Genomic DNA, 19,740 nt, shown 5'->3' with positions numbered 1-19,740 from the left:
CGGTGAGGCTCGACAGGCAGGTCAGGGCGCTGACGGTCGCCGCGCTGGCGCTGGCCGTTTGCGGTGCAGCCGTGACCGCCTGCGGCAGCGACGACAACCGCCGCGGCGCTTCGCCGGCCACGATCTCGGGACCCACGGGCACGGCGGGCTGTGGCGGCAAGAACGGGTTGACGGCGGAGGGTTCGACCGCTCAGCAGAACGCGATGTCGCTGTTCAACCAGGTGTGGGGGCAGTACTGCCCGGGCAAGGGCGTGTCGTACAACCCGACCGGGTCGGGCGCCGGGCGCGAGCAGTTCATCGCGGGCCACGTCGACTTCGCGGGAGCGGATTCGCCGCTGGTCGCCGACCAGATCGGCCCGGCCGCCAAACGCTGCGACGGAAACCCGGCGTGGGACCTGCCGCTGGTTTTCGGTCCGGTCGCGCTCGTGTACAACCTGCCGGGTGTCCCGAGGCTGGTCCTCAGCAGCGACGCCCTGGCCAAGGTCTTCAGCGGCCGGATCACGGTCTGGAACGACCCGATACTGGCGGCGCTCAATCCCGGCGTGGCGCTGCCCGCCACCAAAGTCGTGCCGATCTACCGCGCGGACTCGTCCGGCACGACGGACAACGTCCAGAAATATCTGACGGCCGCCGCGCCGCAGAGCTGGACGCGGGGCGTGGGCACCGAATTCCAGGGCGGCGTCGGCGAAGGGGCCACCAAGTCGGCCGGTGTGATCCAGGCGGTGCGGGCCACACCCGGTGCCATCGGGTACGTCGAGAAGGGGTTTGCCGACCAGGCCGGTTTGCCGTACGCCCTGATCGACACCGGCAACGGCGTCGTTCCGCTGACCAACGACACCGCCAACAAGGGCATCCAGGCGGCCGGCTTCGTGGCCGATGGCAACGATCTGGTGCTCGACCTGAATCCGATGTACGCCGGCCAGCAGCGAGGCTCGTATCCACTGGTGCTGGCCACGTACGAGATCGTGTGCTCGAAGGGCTACGACGCGGATACCTCCGCGGCGGTCAAGTCGTTCCTGGGCGTGGCCGCGACCACCGGGCAGGCCGGCCTCGCGTCCGCCGGTTATGTTCCGCTGACCGATAAGGTCAAGGGGCGATTGGTTACCGCGATCAACGCCATGCAGTGACCAGTGGGCGCAAGGAGCAACAGCACAACTGTGGCGGGATCACAGTGACAAGTCCTTCAGTGCCAAACCCATCCGCAGCGGGTTCGGGTGCGGTCGTCGCCGCGCCCTTTCCGGAATCGCCGGTGGTACCGATCAGCCCCTGGGGACGTGCCCAGCCGCGCATGGGGGACAGGATATTCCGTTGGCTCGCTAGGGGTTCGGGCGTTCTCATCGCCGTCCTGATCGTCGCCATCGGCGGATTCTTGCTGTTGCGCGCGATCCCGGCCCTCAGGCGCAACCACGAGAACTTCTTCACCTACGGGGGTAGCTGGGTCACCACCGACACGTCGGCCATGCATTTCGGAATCCCCGAGCTGCTGCAGGTGACCGTGTTCGTCTCGCTGTTCGCCTTGATCCTGGCCATGCCGATCGCCCTGGGCGTCGCCCTGTTCATCACGCAGTACGCGCCGCGGCGGGTCGCCGGAGCGCTGGCCTACGCGGTCGACCTGCTCGCCGCGGTGCCGTCGATCGTCTACGGCGTGTGGGGCCTGTACGTACTGGCGCCGCAGCTGCGGCCGGTCGCGAGCTGGCTGAATCACAGTGTCGGCTGGTGTTTCCTGTTCGCCACCGGCAACGCATCGGTGGCGGGCGGCGGCACCATCTTCACGGGCGGGATCGTGCTGGCGGTGATGATTTTGCCGATCATCACCGCGGTCACCCGGGAAGTGTTCGTCCAGACACCGCGCGACGAGATCGAGGCGGCGCTGGCGCTCGGCGCCACGCGTTGGGAAGTGGTCAAGACGACCGTGCTGCCCTTCGGGCGATCCGGGTACGTCAGCGGCGCGATGCTGGGCCTGGGCCGCGCCCTGGGCGAGACGGTCGGGCTGCTGATCATCTTGCGGGGCACCCAGGCCGCCTTCGGGTGGTCGCTGTTCGACGGTGGTTCGACGTTCGCGACCAAGATCGCGGGCGCGGCACCGGAATTCAACGATCGGTACAAGGCCGGCGCCTACATCGCGGCGGGGCTGGTCCTGTTCGTGCTCACCTTCCTGGTCGACACCCTGGCCCGCGGAGCGGTCGCCGGAGCCGGCAGCCGCAGGGGTGGCCGATGACCTCGATGCTCGACCGCCCGCTCAAGGCGCGGGCCTTCTCCGAACTCGGCCGGCGCCGCCGGGTCGCGGACACCACCGCCACCGTGTTGGTCACGCTGTCGATGGTGATCGCCCTGATCCCGCTGTTGTTGGTGCTGTACTCGGTAATCGCCAAGGGGCTCAAGGCGATTGCCGCCACCACGTGGTGGACGCATTCGCAGGCCGGCATGACCGCGTTCGTGGCGGGCGGCGGCGCCTACCACGCGATCGTCGGCACCCTGCTGCAGGGACTGGTGTGCGCCGTCATCTCGGTACCCATCGGCGTGATGATGGCGATCTATCTGGTCGAATACGGCGGCAACACCGCGCTGGGCAGGCTGGCCACGTTCATGGTCGACATCCTGTCCGGCGTGCCCTCGATCGTGGCCGCGCTGTTCATCTACGCGCTGTGGGTGGCGACGCTGGGGCTGCCCCGGTCCGAATTCGCGGTGTCCTTGGCGTTGGTTTTGTTGATGCTGCCGGTGATCGTGCGCGCGACCGAGGAGATGCTGCGCATCGTTCCGGTGGACCTGCGCGAGGCCAGCTACGCGCTGGGAATCCCGAAGTGGAAAACCATTGCCAGCGTCGTGATTCCCACCGGGCTGCCCGGCATCATCACCGGCGTCATGCTGGCGCTGGCCAGGGTGATGGGTGAGACGGCGCCCCTGCTGATCCTCGTCGGTTATTCGCAGTCGATAAACTTCGACATCTTCCGTGGATTCATGGGATCGCTGCCGGGCATGATGTACGACCAGACATCGGCCGGCGCGGGCGTCAACCCGGTGCCCACGGATCGGTTGTGGGGTGCGGCGCTAACCCTCATCCTGGTGATCGCGATCATCAATGTCGGGGCCAGGGTGATCGCGAGAATCTATGCCCCCAGGAAGTCGTAGGCAGGAGCACTAGTGGCCAAGCGGTTGGACCTCAAAGCCGTCAACATCTACTACGGGTCGTTCAAGGCGGTGGCGGATGTGACGCTGTCGGTTCTGCCCCGCAGCGTGACAGCCTTCATCGGTCCGTCGGGGTGCGGCAAGACGACCGTGCTGCGCACGCTGAACCGGATGCACGAGGTGATCCCGGGCGCCCGCGTCGAGGGCAGCGTGCTGCTCGACGACCAAGACATCTACGGCCCCGGCATCGACCCGGTCGGCGTGCGCCGGGCGATCGGCATGGTCTTCCAGCGTCCGAACCCGTTCCCCGCCATGTCAATTCGTGACAACGTGGTCGCCGGACTGAAGCTGCAAGGGGTGCGCAATCGCAAGCTGCTCGACGAGACCGCCGAATACTCGCTGCGCGGGGCGAACCTGTGGGACGAGGTCAAGGATCGGTTGGACAGGCCCGGCGGCGGGTTGTCCGGCGGTCAGCAGCAGCGCCTGTGCATCGCGCGCGCCATCGCCGTGCAGCCCGACGTGTTGCTGATGGACGAGCCGTGCTCCGCGCTGGACCCGATCTCGACGATGGCCATCGAAGAACTGATCAGCGAGTTGAAACAGGACTACACCATCGTCATCGTCACCCATAACATGCAGCAGGCCGCCCGGGTGAGCGACCTCACGGCGTTCTTCAACCTGGAGGCCGTGGGCAAGCCGGGCCGGCTGGTCGAGATCGACGACACCGAGAAGATCTTCTCGAACCCGACCGAAAAGGCCACCGAGGACTACATCTCCGGTCGCTTCGGCTGACGCGCGGAGTGGGTCAGGCCGGTTCCGGCCGAGCCGGCCGGCTGTGTTTCGTGTCTTCTTCGGGAAGGCTGCCGGTCGCCTGGAAAATGACGCGCCTCGCCACTTCCACCGCGTGGTCGGCGAAGCGCTCGTAGAAGCGGCCCAGCAGCGTCACGTCCACGGCCGCCGCGACGCCGTGCTTCCATTCCCGGTCCATCAGCACCGAGAACAAATGCCGGTGCAGATCGTCCATGGCGTCGTCTTCCTCGCGGATCCGGGCGGCCTTCTCCGGGTCGCGCGACAACACCACCTCTTGCGCATTGTTGCCCAATTCGACTGCGACCCTGCCCATTTCGGCGAAATAACCATTGACCTCTTCGGGCAGCGCGTGCTGGGGATGGCGCCGACGGGCGATCTTCGCCACGTGCAGGGCCAGCGCGCCCATCCGGTCGATGTCCGCCACCATCTGGATGGCGCTGACGATGGACCGCAGATCGCCGGCGACCGGCGCCTGCAGCGCCAGTAGCACGAACGCGCTCTCCTCGGCCTGGGCGCTCAGTGCCGCAATCTTTTCGTGGTCGGAAATCACTTGCTCGGCCAGCACCAGATCCGCCTGCAGCAGGGCCTGGGTGGCCCGTTCCATGGCGATCCCCGCCAGCCCGCACATCTCGCCCAGGCGCTCGGATAACTCCGAGAGCTGCTCATGATAGGCCGTCCGCATGCTGCCAAGCCTACGGTCTCAATGCCGGAAAAGCGTGAGGCTGCAGCGCCAAAAATCTTTACCCGCAGGTGGTGTCGGCCGCGTTGGTGACCGTCAGGTCGTCGGGCAGCTTCGTCGGAGCGTTGCCCGACCCGCGTTCTATCTGCATGCTGATCGACGAGCCGGTGGGCGCGGGAGTGGCGACCGAGTTGAAGTCGGGGCCCAATACCACCTGGATCACTTGCCCGTAGCCCGAGACCCGCTGGACCTTCGCGTTGGCGAACGACGAAGCCACCGTGGCGGCGGCCTGCTCGTTGCCGGGCGAGAACAACACGGTCGTCGCGTTCACCGAACTCGGATAGTCATCCGGCGTCATCACGTTGAACCCGTTGCGCTTCAGCTGGCTGGTCGCGGTGGCGGCCAACCCGCTCTGCGTGGTCGCGTTGGACACCCGAACCGTGACATCCTGCGGCGCGGTCGTCGTCACCTGTTGGTGCTGGGCCTCCGGGGTCGCGGTGGGGCTGGGCGCCTTCTTGGTGGTGGGCGCCTTGCTGGGGCCCGAGCCCGGCGCCGCGGCGGACGAGTTCCCCAGGTTCAGCGCGTTCTGGTCGTTTTCCTCGGGCAGTGGGTCGTCGTTGATGATCGCGTCGAAAAGCGCACGCATGTCGGCCATCCGCGGGGGCTCGTCGCCGTTCTGGTCCGTGACGCCGGTGGGCACGGTGACAAACGTCATGTGCCCGGCCGCCATGCCCTGCAGCGACTGACCGAGCTGGACCAGGTCCTTGGTCTTGACGTTGTCAACGTAGGTGTCGTTGATGACCATGTTGACGACGTTGTTGAGCTTGTTGAGGTCGAGCAGGGTGTCCTCGGAGATCAGCGACCGCAACAGCGATGACAGGAACAATTGTTGGCGCTTGATGCGGCCGTAGTCACCGTTGGTTTCCGTGGTGACCTGGCGGGCCCGCACGTAGTTGAGCGCGGTCGGCCCGTCGAGCACTTGGCGCCCCCCGTGTTCGAGGACGGTGCCCAGTTCGTAGTCGTGTATCGGTGTGCTGCTGCATACTTCGATTCCACCGAGAGCGTCGACCATCTTCGCGAAGCCGGCGAAGTCGACGGCAATGAACCGGTTGATGCTCAACCCGGACAGCTTCTGGATTTCCTTGACCAGACATTTCGGGCCGCCGAACGAGAACGTCGAGTTCAGCTTGGTCTCGGTGTAGACCATCTTCGGGCCCCAGGTCTTGGTCTTCTGGTCGTAGAGGGGGCCGTATTTGCCGGTGTCCGGGTTCCACGCCTCGCATTGGATCGGGGTGATCGCGAGGTCGCGGGGGAACGACACAGCCACCACGCGTTTGCGGTTGGCGGGGATGTTGACCAGCATCACGGTGTCGGACCGGGCCCCGCCGGCGTCGTCGGCGTCCCCGGCGCCCATGTTGGCGTTTTCCCCGGAGCGGGAATCCATCCCGACGATCAAGAAGTCTTCGTCGCCGTACTGGCCGCCGGGGTCGCGGATGTCGCTCGAGTTCGGGTCGAGTGCGTTGATGATGTTGAGGCGGTTGTTCTTCGACGCGCTCCACTGCCACGCCCCACCGGTCAGGATCAGCGCCAGCACGGCCGAGAACGCCGCCATCGAACGCGCCGCCACCAGTATCGGGCGTCGCCGACGCTTGGCCTTCGGCTCGCGCTGCTGGGGCCTCGGCTCGGGGGCCGCGCCGCCCTCGGTCCCGTCGGGTTCGAAGTCGTCGTAATCGTCGTAATCGGCGTATTCGGCGGCCTCGAGGTCGGGGAGCTCCGAGGGGGGGTCGAGCAGATAGGCCGGGGTCTCGATCACCTGCGTTTCGCGCAGGTCGATGGGGACGTCGGACCCGGCCTCGGAAATTTCAGCGTCCGGAGCGGCGCGGTGGTGACTGGGCCGGGCGGTGCTCGGGGCCCCGACTTTGGCGATCAGATCGGCGACCGTGAGGCCGCCGTCGGTGTGACACCCGGCCCTATCGGCCTCGGCCTCGGCGCCCGGCGGCTCGACGGGTTCGACGGTCTCGTCCGGTGCCGGCTCGGCCAGCCAGCGGTGGACGCTGTGATCGGACGGCGGCTGCGCGAACCGCTCCCACGGGGCGGCTCCCAGCGTCGGGGGCGGGGTGCGCCGATGGCCACGAGTGGCGTCAGTGCCGCCATTACCCATGTCCTATCGGCCTCCAAAACTCAGATGCAACTCTGATGCGACGCCGGGCGGTTGCCATCAGCGCCGCGAGCCGCGCCACCGGTGGGTCGCACGGTATCCGCACGCTCCCGCGGCGGCACGCAACCGACCCCCACCGAAGCGCAATGCAGCAAGGTCCACATCGTACTGAGTTATCGGCGCGGACGCGATTTCGAGCGTGTTAACGCTTAGCCACCCGAGTGCATCACGTCCGCGCCCGCGGGCACCGTGCAATCGTCCGGGTCGGTCAGCCAGCCCTCGGGAAGGGCCACCCGGGCCGGTGAGCCCTGCCGGCCGCGCGGGCCGCTCGCCGCGTCCGGAAACGGGACGCTGCGGTCCAGCCGGTCGAGCAGAGAGTCGAGCTCATCGAGCGTCGTGACCATCGCGAGCGCTCGCCGCAACTCGGATCCGGCGGGGAAGCCGTGCAGGTACCAGGCGACGTGCTTGCGGATGTCGCGCATGCCCTTGTCCTCGCCGAAATGGGCGGCCAGCAGCCGGCCGTGCCGGCGCACGATGTCGGCGACCTCGCCCAGCGTCGGCGGCGTCGGGGCCGGACTACCGGTGAACGCGGCCGACAACTCGGCGAAGAGCCAGGGCCGGCCCAGGCAGCCGCGACCGATGACGACGCCGTCACAGCCCGTGCTGGCCATCATCGCCAACGCGTCGCTGGCGTCATAGATGTCGCCGTTGCCGAGCACCGGGATGGTCCGCACCTGCTGCTTGAGCTGGGCGATCTGGTCCCAGTCGGCGGTGCCCGAGTAGCGCTGCGCCGCCGTGCGGGCGTGCAGCGCGACCGCGGCCGCGCCCTCGGCCTCGGCGATGCGGCCGGCATCCAGGTGGGTGTGGTGCTCGTCGTCGATGCCGATGCGGAACTTCACGGTCACCGGTATGCGGGTGCCCTCGGTGGCCCGCACCGCGGCGGCGACGATCTGGCCGAACAGCCGCCGCTTGAACGGCAGCGCCGCCCCGCCGCCACGCTTGGTGACCTTGGGCACCGGGCAGCCGAAGTTCATGTCGATGTGGTCGGCCAGGTTCTCGTCCGCGATCATCCGGGCGGCGGCGTAGGTGGTCGCCGGGTCGACGGTGTAGAGCTGCAGCGAGCGGGGCGACTCGTCCGGTGAGAACGTCGTCATGTGCATCGTGACCGGATGCCGCTCGACCAGAGCGCGCGCGGTCACCATCTCGCAGACGTACAGCCCGCTGACCGTGCCGACCTTGGAAAGTTCCAGCTCACGGCACAACGTCCGGAACGCGACGTTGGTCACGCCGGCCATCGGGGCCAACACCACCGGGCTGGCGAGCGTGATCGGACCAATACGCACGGCAGCTACCGAGGGCTTATCGGCGACTCATCGCCAGCTTGCCGGCGGTCTTGTGCAGCTCGAAGGCGGTGGTCTTCTTGCCGGTACGGGCCTCGCGGTCAAGCTGGCGTTGCTTGGACACCTCGAACCGGTCGCAGGACGCCTCGAGTTCCTTGATCAGCACGCCGAGGTCGTCACGCAACTCCGCCGCCTCGCCGGTGAAGTCCTCGCGCTCGAAGATGCGCCATTTCTTCAGCACCGGCATGACCACCTCGTCGAGGTGGATGCGCGGGTCGTAGACGCCGCCCATCGCGATGATCACGGCTTTGCGCCGGAACTCGGGCACCTGGAAGCCGGGCATCTGGAAGTGCCGCAGGATCAGGTGCAGCGCCTTCATCGCCGTGTTGGGGGCGAGCTCGAACGCGGCCTCGCTGACGTCCCGGTAGAAGATCATGTGCAGGTTTTCGTCGGCCGAGATCTTGGCCATCAGCTGCTCGGCGACGGGGTCGTTGCAGGCCCTGCCGGTGTTGCGATGCGAAATCCGGGTGGCCAGTTCCTGGAAACTGACGTACAAGACCGAGTGGGTGAGCGTCTCGGCGAAGTACTCGCCCTGATGGTTCTGGCCCGGGCTGAAGCCCCGGTTGACCACCTCGAGGCGGAGCAGCTCCAGCTCGACGGGGTCGACCGCGCGGGTCACCACGAGGTAGTCGCGCAGCGCGATGCCGTGCCGGTTCTCCTCGGCGGTCCAGCGGTTCACCCACTGCCCCCAGGCCCCGTCCATGCCCATGTTCATCGCGATCTCGCGGTGATACGACGGCAGGTTGTCCTCGGTGACCAGGTTCTGCACCATCGCCACCTGCGCGACGTCGGACAGCTTGCTCTGCTCGGGGTGCCAGTCCTGTCCGCCGAGCGCGTAGTAGTTCTTCCCGTCCGACCACGGGATGTAGTCGTGCGGATTCCACGGCTTGTGCACGCTCAGGTGCCGGTTCAGGTACTTCTCAACGACCGGTTCGAGCTCGTGCAGAAGCTGTAAGTCAGTCAGCTCCGCTGACATGGCCCCTCCAGTTATCTGTGTCTGCGGGTAGCAGTCAATATATCTGTGTCCCCCGGTAGCATCAAGTTCCTCGCGCGCGCCGCGCGCCACAGTTTTCGACGGCGGACGAGCGTCGCGCGGAACCTGGCTCTCTATGGCTAACCAGTGCGGGGTGCGCGCGAAACCGCTACTCGGATTTCCCCTGCTCGGCGGGCGGTACGTAGGGCGCCGCCGCGTTGAAGAGCATATTGACGCAATAGTCGATGAACTGCTTGCGGGTGGCCCCGAGCTGGCCGTTGAGGTACGCGGTGAACAGGCTGGTCAGCCCGCCGACCAGGCTGGTGGCGATCAACTTCTGCAGCACCGGATCGCCGATGCGCGACAGTTTGCGCTGCAGCAGGTCGATGAAGTTGGGCATCCACTCCGCGCCCGACCGCGTCAACACCGGCTCCACCGTGGGCGCCAGCAGCAGCACCCGTCCCCGGACGGGATCGTCGACCATGAGCTCGACGAATTGTTCGACGGCCTCGCGCGGCGTCTTCGCCGAGGTGAGGGTGTTCATCGCGCGCGTGCAGACGTCGTCATACACGGCGCGCACGAATTCGTCGCGGTCGGCGAAGCTCTCGTAGAAGTAGCGTTCGGTGAGCGCGGCCTTGCGGCACACCGCGCGGACCGTCAGAGCGGGGCCGCGATCGCTGCCGAGTAACTGCACGCCCGCGGTGATGAGATTGTCGCGGCGAAGGGCGAGGCGGCTCTCCAGGGGGACGCCGGTCCAACGCCCCCGTCGTTGACCCGTCTGCACATCGCTCCTAAGCTCTAAAGTGACAACGCATGTAGTCAGAATTGCCGAAACTTACAGGGATCTAATAGTGACCCAACATACTTCCGCGGCCCGCCCGCTGAACAGCGGCGGCGGTTCGCCCGCCGGATCCGACGGCGTGGCCGGCGGGTGCCCGGTGTCGCCGCTGGGCTATGCCTCGCCCCCGATCCCGCTCGGGCCCGATTCGCTGACCTGGCGGTACTTCGGGGACTGGCGCGGCATGTTGCAGGGTCCGTGGGCGGGATCCATGCAGAACATGCACCCGCAGCTCGGTGCGGCGGTCATCGACCACTCGACGTTCTTCCGGGAGCGTTGGCCACGCCTGCTGCGCTCGCTGTACCCGATCGGCGGCGTGGTCTTCGACGGCGACCGCGCCCCGGACACCGGCGCCGAGGTGCGCGACTATCACACCGACATCAAGGGCGTCGACGAACAAGGCCGCCGCTACCACGCGCTGAACCCGGACGTCTTCTACTGGGCGCACGCCACGTTCTTCGTCGGCACTATCCATGTGGCGGAGCGGTTTTGCGGGGGGTTGACCGAAGCGCAGCGCCGGCAGCTCTTCGACGAACATGTCGAGTGGTATCGCCTGTACGGCATGAGCATGCGGCCGGTGCCGGAGTCCTGGGAAGACTTCCAGCAATACTGGGACCACATGTGCAGCAACGTGTTAGAGAACAACTACGCCGCCCGGGCGGTCCTCGATCTCACTGAGCTTCCCAAACCGCCATTCGCCCAATGGGTTCCGGACCCGCTGTGGGCCGCGCAGCGCAAACTGATGGCCCCGTTCTTCGTGTGGCTCACGGTCGGCCTCTACGATCCGCCCGTGCGCGAACTGATGGGCTACCGGTGGTCGCGGCGCGACGAATGGCTGCATCGCCGGTTCGGCGATCTGGTCCGCCTCGTCTTTGCCTGCGTGCCAACGCGATACCGCAAACACCCGCGGGCGCGGGCCGGCTGGGACCGGGTGACCGGGCGAATCCCTTGCGACGCACCGCTGGTGCAGACGCCGGCGCGTAACCTGCCGCCGGTAGACGAGCGCGGCAACCCGAAGCACTACTGCCCGAGGGTCTCCTAGCTTCCGCTACTCGTGCGCGTGGCCGTGCACGCCTTCGAGGTCGGACTGATGCACGTGCTCGTGAGTGTGCTCGGTTCCGTCGTCGTGGGTGTGGGCGTGCTCGTGGGTGACGTGGTCGTGTTCGTGGGTGGTGTGCGAATGTGAGTGAGCGCCGTCGGCATGGCGGTGCTCGTGCGCGTGTGGCGCGTCATGGCTGTGCTGTTCGGTCATCTTTTACCTTCCGAGTGCGAAATACGTTGTCGTTTGGGGCCGTTTGACGACGATGCTGCGACCGCCTTCAGTCCGGTCTGGCCGCGGTGATGACGCGGTACGCCGGGCCCGGCGTGTTCCGCGTTGCAGACCGCGTCGATGACGAGTTGCCGAACGTGGTCGTTCTCGAGGCTGTAGAAGATCGTGGTTCCCTCGCGGCGCGTCTGGACCAGCCGCGCCATCCGCAGCTTGGCCAGGTGCTGGGAAACCGACGGTGCGGGCTTTCCCACGTGTTCGGCGAGTTCGTTGACCGACATCTCGCGATTGGTCAGCGACCAAAGCACTTGCACGCGGGTGGCGTCGGCGAGCATCCGGAACACCTCGACGACGAGGCCGGCCTGGTCGTCGGGCAAGCGCCCTTCGCTACTATCTGCATGCATACGCAGATAATAGCCGCTTCATCCCGGCGGGACGACCGTGGACTGCCGCCGGCCGCCGTTGCGTTCGTTCCAGAACCGGTACACGTCCACCGCGGCCTCTTCGGGCTGGTAGCGCATCGGCAGCCGACGCTGGTCCCACGCCTTGGCGAACTCGTCGTAGAACGTGGCGACCTCGAAGTACTTGCGATCATCGAGGTAGTACTGCTCGTAGGCCTCGCGCGTGGTGAGGAAGACGACTTCCCTGGGCGAGCAGTAATACAGCGAGCCCAGGCACATCGGGCACGGGTGGGCCAGGACATAGATGGTGCTGTCGACGAGATGCTCGGTGCCCAGCCTCATGCACGCCTCTCGGATCGCCAGTATCTCCGCGTGCGCGGTCGGATCGTTGGTCTGGGCCACCTTGTTGGCGCTCTCGGCGAGGATCTCGCCGCCGTTGACGATCACCGTCGCGAACGGGCGACCGCCTTCGGCGACGTTCTGGCGTGCGAGCTCGATCGTTCGCTGGGCGAAGTCCGTCACAGGTCGCAGGGTAGTCCCGCCCGGGCCGGCGATCGGCGCTGTGATAGTAACTAGACTGTCTATGTTTTTCGGATGGGATGAGGGAACACCATGGCGCGCACCGATCGCGATCGTTGGGACTTGGCGACGAGCGTCGGGGCGACGGCGACCATGGTCGCCGCCCAGCGGGCGCTGTCGACCGACGAGAAGCTGATCGACGACCCCTATGCGGCGCCGTTGGTGCGCGCCGTCGGCATCGACGTCTATGTGCGGTTGGTGAACGGCGAGATTCCGGTCGGCACGGAATCCGAGTTCGACCCGCAGCGCATGGCGCGGGGGATGGCCTGCCGCACCAGGTTCTACGACCGGTTCTTCCTCGACGCGGCGCAAAGCGGCATCAATCAGGTGGTCATCCTCGCGTCGGGACTCGACGCGCGCGCGTACCGCTTGCCGTGGCCGGCGGGCACCGTCGTCTATGAGGTCGACATGCCGGAGGTGATCGAGTTCAAGACGTCGACGCTCAGCGACCTCGGCGCCGAGCCGACCGCCGAGCGGCGCACCGTCGCCGTCGACCTGCGCGACGACTGGGCCGCGGCGCTGCGGGACGCCGGTTTCGACCCGAAGGCTCCCGCGGCCTGGAGCGCCGAAGGGCTATTGGTGTATCTGCCCGACAAGGCCCAGGACGCGCTGTTCGACAACATCACCGCGCTGAGCGCTCCCGACAGCCGCCTGGCATTCGAATTCGTGCCCGACACAGCCATTTTCGCCGACGAGCGGTGGCGCGCACACCACGACCGGATGAGCGAACTCGGGTTCGAGATCGACTTCAACGATCTCGTCTATCACGGTCACCGCAGCCACATCCTCGACCATCTGAAGCAGCGCGGCTGGCGGACGTCGTCGCAATCCGTCAGGGAGCTGCACGCCGCGAACGGCTTCGCGTATCCCGACGACGAACTCGCCGAGGCGTTCGGCGACGTGACCTACAGCAGCGCGACGCTTACCGGCTGAGCAGGTCGTCCTTCAGGCGGTTGGTGAGCATCTCCTGGAAGACGGTGCGAGCCGGGTCGTAGAGGTCCTGGAAGGTCGCCAGGACCGTGCCGCGGTCGTACTCGGGGATGGACCCGATCGGAGTCCAGAAGCTGTCGATGTCCATCAGGAAGAACGGTCCCTGTTGGGCCGGCATGGTCCGGCGCAGGTGATAGCTCGCGTCCAGCGCCTGACCCACGCCCGGGCCGTAGCGCACGATCATCGACTTGCCCGGCTGCGCCTCCCGATAGACCGCGGCACCCTGCCATTCGGTCAGGGTCAGGCCGGCGGGTGCGATGCGTTGCGGCCCGAGCAGCGGCTCGGCGATCCAGTTGCTCCATTCGATGCGGCCGTCCACGCCCTGGGGCACGCGGATCTCCAGGACGTAGCGCAGGCCAAGGCGTTCCACCCCGACGATCGGCGAGAACTGGGCGCGCGCGTCGATCACGCGCATCACCAGGTCGACGAGGTCCTCGAAGTTGCTGTAGGCGGTGGTTTCGATGACGACCGCCTGGGTCTTCATCGAGGCCGCGAGCGTGTTGTCGCGGTTGACGTAGCGGACGAAGCGCTCCGCGGCCGGCTGTGGTTGCCCACCGGCGCCCATCGCCCAGGCCACGTCCTGCGCCTGGCGTTCGATGGGCAGGAGGTCCGCGAGCAGACGTCTGAGCTCCCCGCTCGATGACTCGGTCAGGGAATCAGTTGCGGGGTGACGGATTTCCATGGTTACCAGGGCTACTGGCGCATTTGGGTAGGCCGCATCGACACTCATCTTGCCGAGCATAGTCATCCCGTTCGGCGTTTAAACCGGGGCATCCCGCGTGTCCCCCGGGGCGCTGAGCGGCGGGGATCAGCCCGGGCGTCGTCCGGCGCCGCCCGGCACCGGAATGCCGGCATCACCCGAGGTCATGGCGGTTTTTGGTGCCCCCACTAGGACTCGAACCTAGGACCTGCGGATTAAAAGTCCGTAGCTCTACCAACTGAGCTATAGGGGCGCGAAGGTTCAGGATACTGTGTTCGGAACACGGCTCGGCCGGCGCTCGTTTGAGGATTGTGCCCGCGGTGACCTAAGCTGACGTGGCTCCCAACGGTAACTGCGTTGCGAGTGCCCCCGAAGTGATTCGGTTCTGGCCCCCATCGTCTAGTGGCCTAGGACGCCGCCCTTTCACGGCGGTAGCACGGGTTCGAATCCCGTTGGGGGTACGCGACGCGGCGACGCGGAGCAAAGCGAGGCCCTGTGGCGCAGTTGGTTAGCGCGCCGCCCTGTCACGGCGGAGGTCGCGGGTTCGAGTCCCGTCAGGGTCGCCAACACGGCGAGGCACTCAATGCCTTCCGGCCAGGTAGCTCAGTCGGTATGAGCGTCCGCCTGAAAAGCGGAAGGTCGGCGGTTCGATCCCGCCCCTGGCCACCAAGCGGTCATTCTCCGCTTCGATCAGAAGCTCCCGTAAGGCGTGCCGGTGACGATCGAATATGCGGCCTCCCCTAGGACCGCGACCTCCAAACCGCCCAGCATCGGCAACAATCCGACATCGGCGGCGATCGGGTAGCCGACCGCGTTGACGAGCCCGGCGAGGGGCTGACCGTTGACCATCTGGGTCACCCCGTTCAGGAACAGGTTCAAGTCGTAGGACGGCAACGAGACGAGCACCGCGGTACCGATGTCCGCCGTCGGAAGCAGCGTGGAATAGGCCGTCGAAACTGCGGTCGTCGCGCCGCCGACGATCTGGGTGTTGGCCGCCTCGAGGCCGGAGATGAGATCGGTTATCGAGGGCGGCCCGGTGGGCGGGGCCAGTGTGCCGGGCGCCGATGAGAATGACGTCAGCGCCTGCGATAGATCCTGCAGCGACGGCAGCTGCGGGGGACCCTCGGCGTTGAGGTCGCCGATCGCCGCGCCGATGCCCTGGTGGACCCCACTGACCAGGGCCGGCCCCAGCGCCAAGGTGTCGCTCAGCGGCGGCAAGAATCCGAACGGGGTCGTCACGTCGGCCGGCCCGGTGGACCAGCCAAAGTTGGGATCGCCGTAGCCCCAGTTGACCAGGGGCCTCAAGACCGGCTGGACCAAATCCGCGATCGGGTTCCCGACATAGGGGATGTATCGGACCGGATCCAGCAGCGGCAAGTTCTGGGTCGGAATCATGTAGAAGGTGGTGGTCGTCGGTCCCTGCGTCGGCAACACCACAGCCGAATTGATCTGCGTAGGCGTGAGGCTCTCATAGCCGCCATGCACGGTCACCATTCCCGCGACGGCATTCAGGTCGGCGAAGATATCGATCGGGTATTGCGGGAAGTCGGCCCAGCCGTCGTATTCGAGGGTGTAAACCTTGGTCACGAAGTCATTCGTCGGCACCGCGCCAAGGGTCGAAAAACCCAACGTCGGCACGCTCAAACCCGGGAACCGCGCATCCCAGCCGCCGTTGGGATTCATCGAATTGCCAAGCAGCACAAAGTTGATCGGTAAATTGCTCGGCGTGCCCGCGGGGTCCAACAACTGCATTTCCAGCGCGGCGATGTTGGCGCCCTGCGAATAGCCCAGAACGTTGACGGTGTTTCCGGCGGCGAGTTGCAGCTGGATCGCGCTGTTGAGGGCCGTGACACCCCGGGCTATCGAAATGTTTTGCATCAAGTCTTTGATGCCGCTATCCGGATATTCGCCCGCCGGCATGAACAGTGCTTGCACCAGGCCGACGGGGAAATTCGGCGCGACGTACTTAGTCACCACGTTGGCCACGAAATCCGGCGGCGGGAACGGCATTCCACTTCCGCCCGGCACGAAGGTGACGGGCGGATCCGCCAACGCGGCCACACTGGCGGCTTCGGTGCTGGCGTAGGCGTTGCCGGACGAGGCCAGGGCCCGGGCGAACTCACCGTGGAACGCCGCCGCTCGCCCAAGCAGCGCCTGCCACTGTTGGCCGTACGCGCTGAACAGGTGCGCAACCGCCTCGGACACCTCGTCGGCGGCGGCCGCCACCACACCGGTTGTCCCGCCCGCCGCGGCCGCCCCGGCCTCGCCGAGCGTCGAACCTAGCGCCGACATCTCGGCGGCCGCCGTCGCGATTACCGGCGGGGGTGCCAGCACGTGCGCCATCGGCCCCTCCCTCCCACGTCAGCATAAGGCGGTGTGACGGGCTCGGTGGGCGTTCGGCCGTTCAGGCCAGGCGTTCGTCGGGCATGTCTTCGGCCACAAGGCCTTTCACCTGTTGGTAGTAGATGACCTTGCCGCCGCCGGCCCAATTGCCCTCGGGGATCTCATGGATCAGGGTCCACACATGAAACGCCCGCGGGCCCTGCGGTTCGATTCCCGCCGCCGCGCAGACCGCGCCGTGCACGTCGGCCGCGAGTTGTTCCTTGCGGCGTTGATCCAGCGCTCCTTCGAACACGGTCAGGTCGACCCGGAAGCGGGGCGCGCCCGGGCCGCGGCCGCCGACCGAGAGCTCGCCCGCGTCCACCGGGTGTAGGTACACCCACGTGTTCTCCCGCAGAAACGGTGTGTCCGGGGCGCGTTCGGCGCGCAGCAGCACGCTCACCAGCTCGTCGGCCAGCCGGCCCAACGCGTCATCGCCCACCGAGTCGCGCACGAACGTCAGATCGATCATCGGCATCGCACGATCATCTCCTCGCTCACAGCTTCCGCAGGCCGCGCACGACCTTGACGTAGGGCGCGGTCACCGACGCGCTCTTGCGCAGACTCGGTTGGATTGCACCGGCGTTGCCGACGACCAGGTAGCGCAATCCGTTGTCGCGGAACTCCGCGATCTGTCCGAGGACCTCGTCGGGTGTTCCCACGGCGAACAACTCCCGGACGAGCGATCGCGGGGCCTTGGCCGCGTAGGACAGTGCCGTCTGTTCGTCAATGGTTTGCGGGATGAGGTCCTGCACTCCGGTGAAGTCGCTCCCCATCGGGTGTTCGGCTCCGTGGCGGGCCCAGTCCTTGGCGGGACAATTGAGCGTGAACACTTTGGCGATGTCGCTGTCCACGACTTCGTCGATCTCGTCGCGCGACCGGCCGGTGACGATGAACCGAATGAGCGCGGGCGTGATGGCCATGGGGTCGCGTCCGGCATCCGAGGCCGCTGTGCGCACGATCTCGAGTTGCTCGCCGTATTCGGCCGCGCGGGTCGTTCCGGGAAACCACCCGTCGGCGTACCGCCCGGTGGCGCGCATCATGCGCGGGCCGTGCGCCGCGATCCAGATCTGTGGCCATTTCCCCTTGTACGGCGGCAGCGCGAAAGTGGCCTTGTGCAAGGGGAAGAACGGTGAGTCGCGAGTGACCAACTCGCCGTTGGAATTCCAGAGCGCACGGATGGTGGCCACCGCCTCCTCGAAGCGTGCCACCGGCTTGGACCAGTCGACGCCGTAGGGCGCGTTGCTTTCCCGCTCGCCGGTCCCGATTCCGAGCACCGACCGGCCACGGGTGAGCAGGTGCAGCGAGGCGGCGGCCTGTGCGGTGACGGCGGGGTTGCGCCGACCGGTGTCGGTCACGGCCACTCCAAGGCGCATGCGGCCGAGCCGGTTGCGGCCGGCCAGGTAGCCCAGCATCGTCCATGGCTCGAGGTGGGCGTCCATCTTGGGGATGATCTTTGCCGCGCCAACGTGCTTGGGGGTCCACATCGACGGCGGCAGCACCGAATTGAGATGGTCGGCCACCCAGAAGGAGTCGGCGCCGCAGGCGAGCCCGGTCAGGTAGTCGGCATGGATCAGCGGCTTCGGCCCGAAGCGCGAATTGATCGTGTTGTGCATGACGCCCACGCCGAGACCGGCCATCGTGTTCTCTCCTGCGGGCCGCCGGCCAGAGACTAGCCGATCGGCTACCCGGGACGATAGAACACGGACCGCGGTTGATCAATGGCTAGGTGAGCACCGGCATCAGCAGCCGCGACGACGAGCGCACCGTGTTCAGGCTGCTGGTGCCGACGCTGGCGTGGCGGAAGTTCATGATGACGGGCGCCGACGGGTCCTGGTCATCGCTGGTGAGAATCAGCCGAATGCGGTGGCCGGCCCGGAACCGTCGGGCGTTGGGGACCAACGGGATTCGATACTCGACATCCTCGCCCAGCGGCACCCCCTGCGCGTTGCGGCACGGCAAGACCGGCGCGCCGGGGCGGCTGGCCGCCTCGTCGACCTCCCGCATGCTGGCGCGCAGCCAGCCCGCCGTCACATCGGTGGCCTCGCCGTCGGGCGCCACGTCCTGCAGCATCGCCATCCAGGCGGTATCGATCGCCGTCGCCGAGGCGACCAGCCGCAGCTCGATGTCGCCGACCACGTCGAGGTCCTCGTCGAGCGGTTCGCCGGTCCAGGTCAGCGCCGACGGCGGATCGATTTCGCTGGGCTTGACGCGTCCCAGGCCTGGGCCCAAGACCATGAATTCGCGGCCACCCGGCTCGCCTTCGTCCCCGTCTAGGGTGCCGTCGGCGCGCAGGGCAAGTTCACGGTGCGGGGCTTGCGATGGCGGCCACGCGTCGGCGGTGCGCCACTCGTCGGCGCCGGGCAGGAAGTACCGGATCGGTGGCCCGTCGGTGATTCCGGTGTCGCGCCCCTTCAGCCAGTGGTCGTACCAGGCCAGCGCCTCGGTGTGCATGCTCTCCCACGGCCACGTCAGACCGTACTTGCCGAGCATGCCCATCCGGACGCAAGCGTTGTCCGACAAGCCTTTCCACGTGGTGAACGTCGAGGGAAGGTGCAGCGGCACGTTCTCCCAGTCGCAGCCGAGATACACGGGAATGTCAATTTCCTTCAACAGTGGCAACAGGTTTCGCTGCTCCCACCACTCGTCGCGGGTCGGGTGCTTGAGGACGGCCTCCTGCCACAATTCGTCCCACGGGTGTGGGTTGTGCGGCAACCGGAGAACTCGGCGCAGCATGGTAACCGCCGCCTCGCCGTTGGCTGTCTCGAACTTCTTATGCACGCGTGGGCTTTTCAGCACGCGCCGGGCCAGGGCGACCGGCTTGCTGCGCCAGAACCCGTCGCTGCGCTCGGCGGTCAGACCCGTCATGGCGAGGAACGGTGTGACGAAGGACGAGCTCAACAGGCCGTGATGGTTCGCGCCGTCGTACAGGTCCGCGGTCACGGCCAGCGGGAAGATCGCCTTGAGGTGGGGTGGCCGTTCGACGGCCGCCGCGAGCTGGGTCATCGCGAAGTAGCTGATGCCGATCATGCCGACGTTGCCGTCGCACCAGGGTTGCGCCGCCACCCATTCCACTAGGTCGTGCACGTCCTTGCGTTCCTGGGCGTCGAACAACGTGAAGGTGCCGTCCGAGCCGTTGGTGCCGCGGAGGTTGGCGATGACGTGCACATAGCCGCGCGGCACCCAAAAGTCGGTCGACCCGGCCTCGACGAATCCGGCGGGGGCGCCGAGGTCCTGCACCTGGCGCGGGTAGGGCGATGCGGCGAGCAGTGCGGGGAAGCGGCCGTCGGAGGCGGGCCGATGTACGTCGGCCAACAGCCTTGTGCCGTCGCGCACGGCGATCGCGGTGTTGATGTCGCTGCGTTTCGTGTATTGCGGCTCGCTGAGGTTGCGGTATTGCCGGCCGGTGGTCTGCGGGCCGTTCAGCGTCGGAATCATAG

General features: G+C 67.0%; 19 protein-coding genes and 4 tRNA genes. 9 read left to right on the top strand and 14 right to left on the bottom strand.

Going from position 1 to position 19,740, the window contains the following annotated elements:
- Nucleotides 1-2 precede the first annotated feature (2 nt).
- Genes pstS through pstB form a run of 4 tightly spaced genes read left to right on the top strand, consistent with a single transcriptional unit; the run spans nucleotide 3 to nucleotide 3,918 of the window.
- Complete coding sequence (pstS, locus tag A5655_RS14735; RefSeq protein ID WP_067011293.1) at nucleotides 3-1,127, top strand: phosphate ABC transporter substrate-binding protein PstS; 1,125 nt, start codon at nucleotides 3-5, stop codon at nucleotides 1,125-1,127.
- A 44-nt stretch (nucleotides 1,128-1,171) separates the two neighbouring features.
- A complete protein-coding gene (pstC, locus tag A5655_RS14730) occupies nucleotides 1,172-2,218 on the top strand; it encodes a phosphate ABC transporter permease subunit PstC (RefSeq protein WP_067011292.1) in 1,047 nt (348 codons plus the stop codon).
- Entirely contained in the window at nucleotides 2,215-3,129 is a 915-nt protein-coding gene (gene pstA, locus A5655_RS28715; RefSeq protein WP_067011196.1) for a phosphate ABC transporter permease PstA, read from the top strand. The genes pstC and pstA overlap by 4 nt, the downstream gene beginning before the upstream one ends.
- 12 nt (nucleotides 3,130-3,141) lie before the next feature.
- A complete protein-coding gene (gene pstB / locus A5655_RS28710) occupies nucleotides 3,142-3,918 on the top strand; it encodes a phosphate ABC transporter ATP-binding protein PstB (protein ID WP_067011195.1) in 777 nt (258 codons plus the stop codon).
- A 13-nt stretch (nucleotides 3,919-3,931) separates the two neighbouring features.
- On the opposite strand, the gene phoU is transcribed toward pstB, so the two are convergent.
- From phoU to A5655_RS14695, 5 genes are all read right to left on the bottom strand, one after another.
- Nucleotides 3,932-4,618 carry a phosphate signaling complex protein PhoU gene (gene phoU, locus A5655_RS14715; RefSeq protein ID WP_067011194.1) on the bottom strand — a complete coding sequence of 229 codons (687 nt, stop codon included), beginning with the start codon at nucleotides 4,616-4,618 and terminating at the stop codon, nucleotides 3,932-3,934.
- 58 nt (nucleotides 4,619-4,676) lie between these two features.
- Complete coding sequence (locus A5655_RS14710; RefSeq protein WP_067011193.1) at nucleotides 4,677-6,776, bottom strand: LCP family protein; 2,100 nt, start codon at nucleotides 6,774-6,776, stop codon at nucleotides 4,677-4,679.
- A gap of 206 nt (nucleotides 6,777-6,982) precedes the next feature.
- Nucleotides 6,983-8,116, bottom strand: coding sequence for a tRNA dihydrouridine synthase DusB (gene dusB, locus A5655_RS14705; protein ID WP_067011192.1), 1,134 nt, complete (start codon nucleotides 8,114-8,116; stop codon nucleotides 6,983-6,985).
- A gap of 16 nt (nucleotides 8,117-8,132) precedes the next feature.
- Complete coding sequence (locus tag A5655_RS14700; protein WP_067011191.1) at nucleotides 8,133-9,149, bottom strand: acyl-ACP desaturase; 1,017 nt, start codon at nucleotides 9,147-9,149, stop codon at nucleotides 8,133-8,135.
- Between the two features lie 166 nt (nucleotides 9,150-9,315).
- On the bottom strand, nucleotides 9,316-9,930 hold the full coding sequence (locus A5655_RS14695) for a TetR/AcrR family transcriptional regulator (protein WP_156764859.1): 615 nt from the start codon (nucleotides 9,928-9,930) through the stop codon (nucleotides 9,316-9,318).
- Between the two features lie 67 nt (nucleotides 9,931-9,997).
- On the opposite strand from A5655_RS14695, the gene A5655_RS14690 reads away from it, so the two are divergent.
- Complete coding sequence (locus tag A5655_RS14690; RefSeq protein ID WP_067011190.1) at nucleotides 9,998-11,026, top strand: oxygenase MpaB family protein; 1,029 nt, start codon at nucleotides 9,998-10,000, stop codon at nucleotides 11,024-11,026.
- Between the two features lie 6 nt (nucleotides 11,027-11,032).
- Here the strand turns inward: A5655_RS14690 and A5655_RS14685 are convergent, their stop codons facing one another.
- From A5655_RS14685 to A5655_RS14675, 3 genes are read right to left on the bottom strand one after another with little or no spacing between them, the layout of a single operon-like run.
- Nucleotides 11,033-11,236: a zinc transporter Slc39a7 gene (locus tag A5655_RS14685; protein ID WP_067011189.1), complete on the bottom strand. Its 204-nt coding sequence runs from the start codon at nucleotides 11,234-11,236 to the stop codon at nucleotides 11,033-11,035.
- Entirely contained in the window at nucleotides 11,233-11,655 is a 423-nt protein-coding gene (locus A5655_RS14680) for a metalloregulator ArsR/SmtB family transcription factor (RefSeq protein ID WP_067011188.1), read from the bottom strand. Before A5655_RS14680 ends, A5655_RS14685 begins: the two co-directional genes overlap by 4 nt.
- 18 nt (nucleotides 11,656-11,673) lie before the next feature.
- A complete protein-coding gene (locus A5655_RS14675; protein WP_067011187.1) occupies nucleotides 11,674-12,174 on the bottom strand; it encodes a nucleoside deaminase in 501 nt (166 codons plus the stop codon).
- Nucleotides 12,175-12,264: 90 nt separating this feature from the next.
- On the opposite strand from A5655_RS14675, the gene A5655_RS14670 reads away from it, so the two are divergent.
- Nucleotides 12,265-13,164 carry an SAM-dependent methyltransferase gene (locus A5655_RS14670; RefSeq protein WP_067011186.1) on the top strand — a complete coding sequence of 300 codons (900 nt, stop codon included), beginning with the start codon at nucleotides 12,265-12,267 and terminating at the stop codon, nucleotides 13,162-13,164.
- Here A5655_RS14670 and A5655_RS14665 read toward each other — a convergent pair.
- Both A5655_RS14665 and A5655_RS14660 read right to left on the bottom strand, forming a co-directional pair.
- On the bottom strand, nucleotides 13,154-13,963 hold the full coding sequence (locus A5655_RS14665; protein WP_067011185.1) for a TIGR04255 family protein: 810 nt from the start codon (nucleotides 13,961-13,963) through the stop codon (nucleotides 13,154-13,156). The genes A5655_RS14670 and A5655_RS14665 overlap by 11 nt on opposite strands.
- A gap of 135 nt (nucleotides 13,964-14,098) precedes the next feature.
- A tRNA-Lys gene (locus A5655_RS14660) sits at nucleotides 14,099-14,174 on the bottom strand.
- A 135-nt stretch (nucleotides 14,175-14,309) separates the two neighbouring features.
- Between A5655_RS14660 and A5655_RS14655 the strand changes: the two genes are divergently transcribed.
- The 3 genes from A5655_RS14655 (at nucleotide 14,310) to A5655_RS14645 (ending at nucleotide 14,590) form a co-directional block, all read left to right on the top strand.
- Nucleotides 14,310-14,382, top strand: a tRNA-Glu gene (locus tag A5655_RS14655).
- 28 nt (nucleotides 14,383-14,410) lie between these two features.
- Nucleotides 14,411-14,487: transfer RNA gene (locus A5655_RS14650), tRNA-Asp, on the top strand.
- A gap of 26 nt (nucleotides 14,488-14,513) precedes the next feature.
- Nucleotides 14,514-14,590, top strand: a tRNA-Phe gene (locus tag A5655_RS14645).
- 21 nt (nucleotides 14,591-14,611) lie between these two features.
- Here the strand turns inward: A5655_RS14645 and A5655_RS14640 are convergent.
- The 4 genes from A5655_RS14640 to A5655_RS14625 all read right to left on the bottom strand — a co-directional run bounded on the left by A5655_RS14640 (nucleotide 14,612) and on the right by A5655_RS14625 (nucleotide 19,738).
- Nucleotides 14,612-16,264 (bottom strand): PE-PPE domain-containing protein, encoded by a 1,653-nt coding sequence (locus tag A5655_RS14640; RefSeq protein WP_067011184.1) that lies wholly within the window; start codon nucleotides 16,262-16,264, stop codon nucleotides 14,612-14,614.
- Nucleotides 16,265-16,325: 61 nt separating this feature from the next.
- Nucleotides 16,326-16,778, bottom strand: a complete 453-nt coding sequence (locus tag A5655_RS14635) for a tautomerase family protein (protein WP_067011183.1) — start codon at nucleotides 16,776-16,778, stop codon at nucleotides 16,326-16,328.
- 19 nt (nucleotides 16,779-16,797) lie between these two features.
- Nucleotides 16,798-17,940, bottom strand: coding sequence for an LLM class flavin-dependent oxidoreductase (locus A5655_RS14630; protein ID WP_067011182.1), 1,143 nt, complete (start codon nucleotides 17,938-17,940; stop codon nucleotides 16,798-16,800).
- An 85-nt stretch (nucleotides 17,941-18,025) separates the two neighbouring features.
- Nucleotides 18,026-19,738, bottom strand: a complete 1,713-nt coding sequence (locus A5655_RS14625) for a CocE/NonD family hydrolase (RefSeq protein WP_067011181.1) — start codon at nucleotides 19,736-19,738, stop codon at nucleotides 18,026-18,028.
- Nucleotides 19,739-19,740 lie beyond the last annotated feature (2 nt).

The organism is Mycobacterium sp. 1081908.1, from assembly GCF_001673535.1.
Taxonomy (GTDB): domain Bacteria; phylum Actinomycetota; class Actinomycetes; order Mycobacteriales; family Mycobacteriaceae; genus Mycobacterium.
Note: the sequence above shows the minus strand (reverse complement) of the source record. Positions and strands in the feature narration are given on the sequence as shown.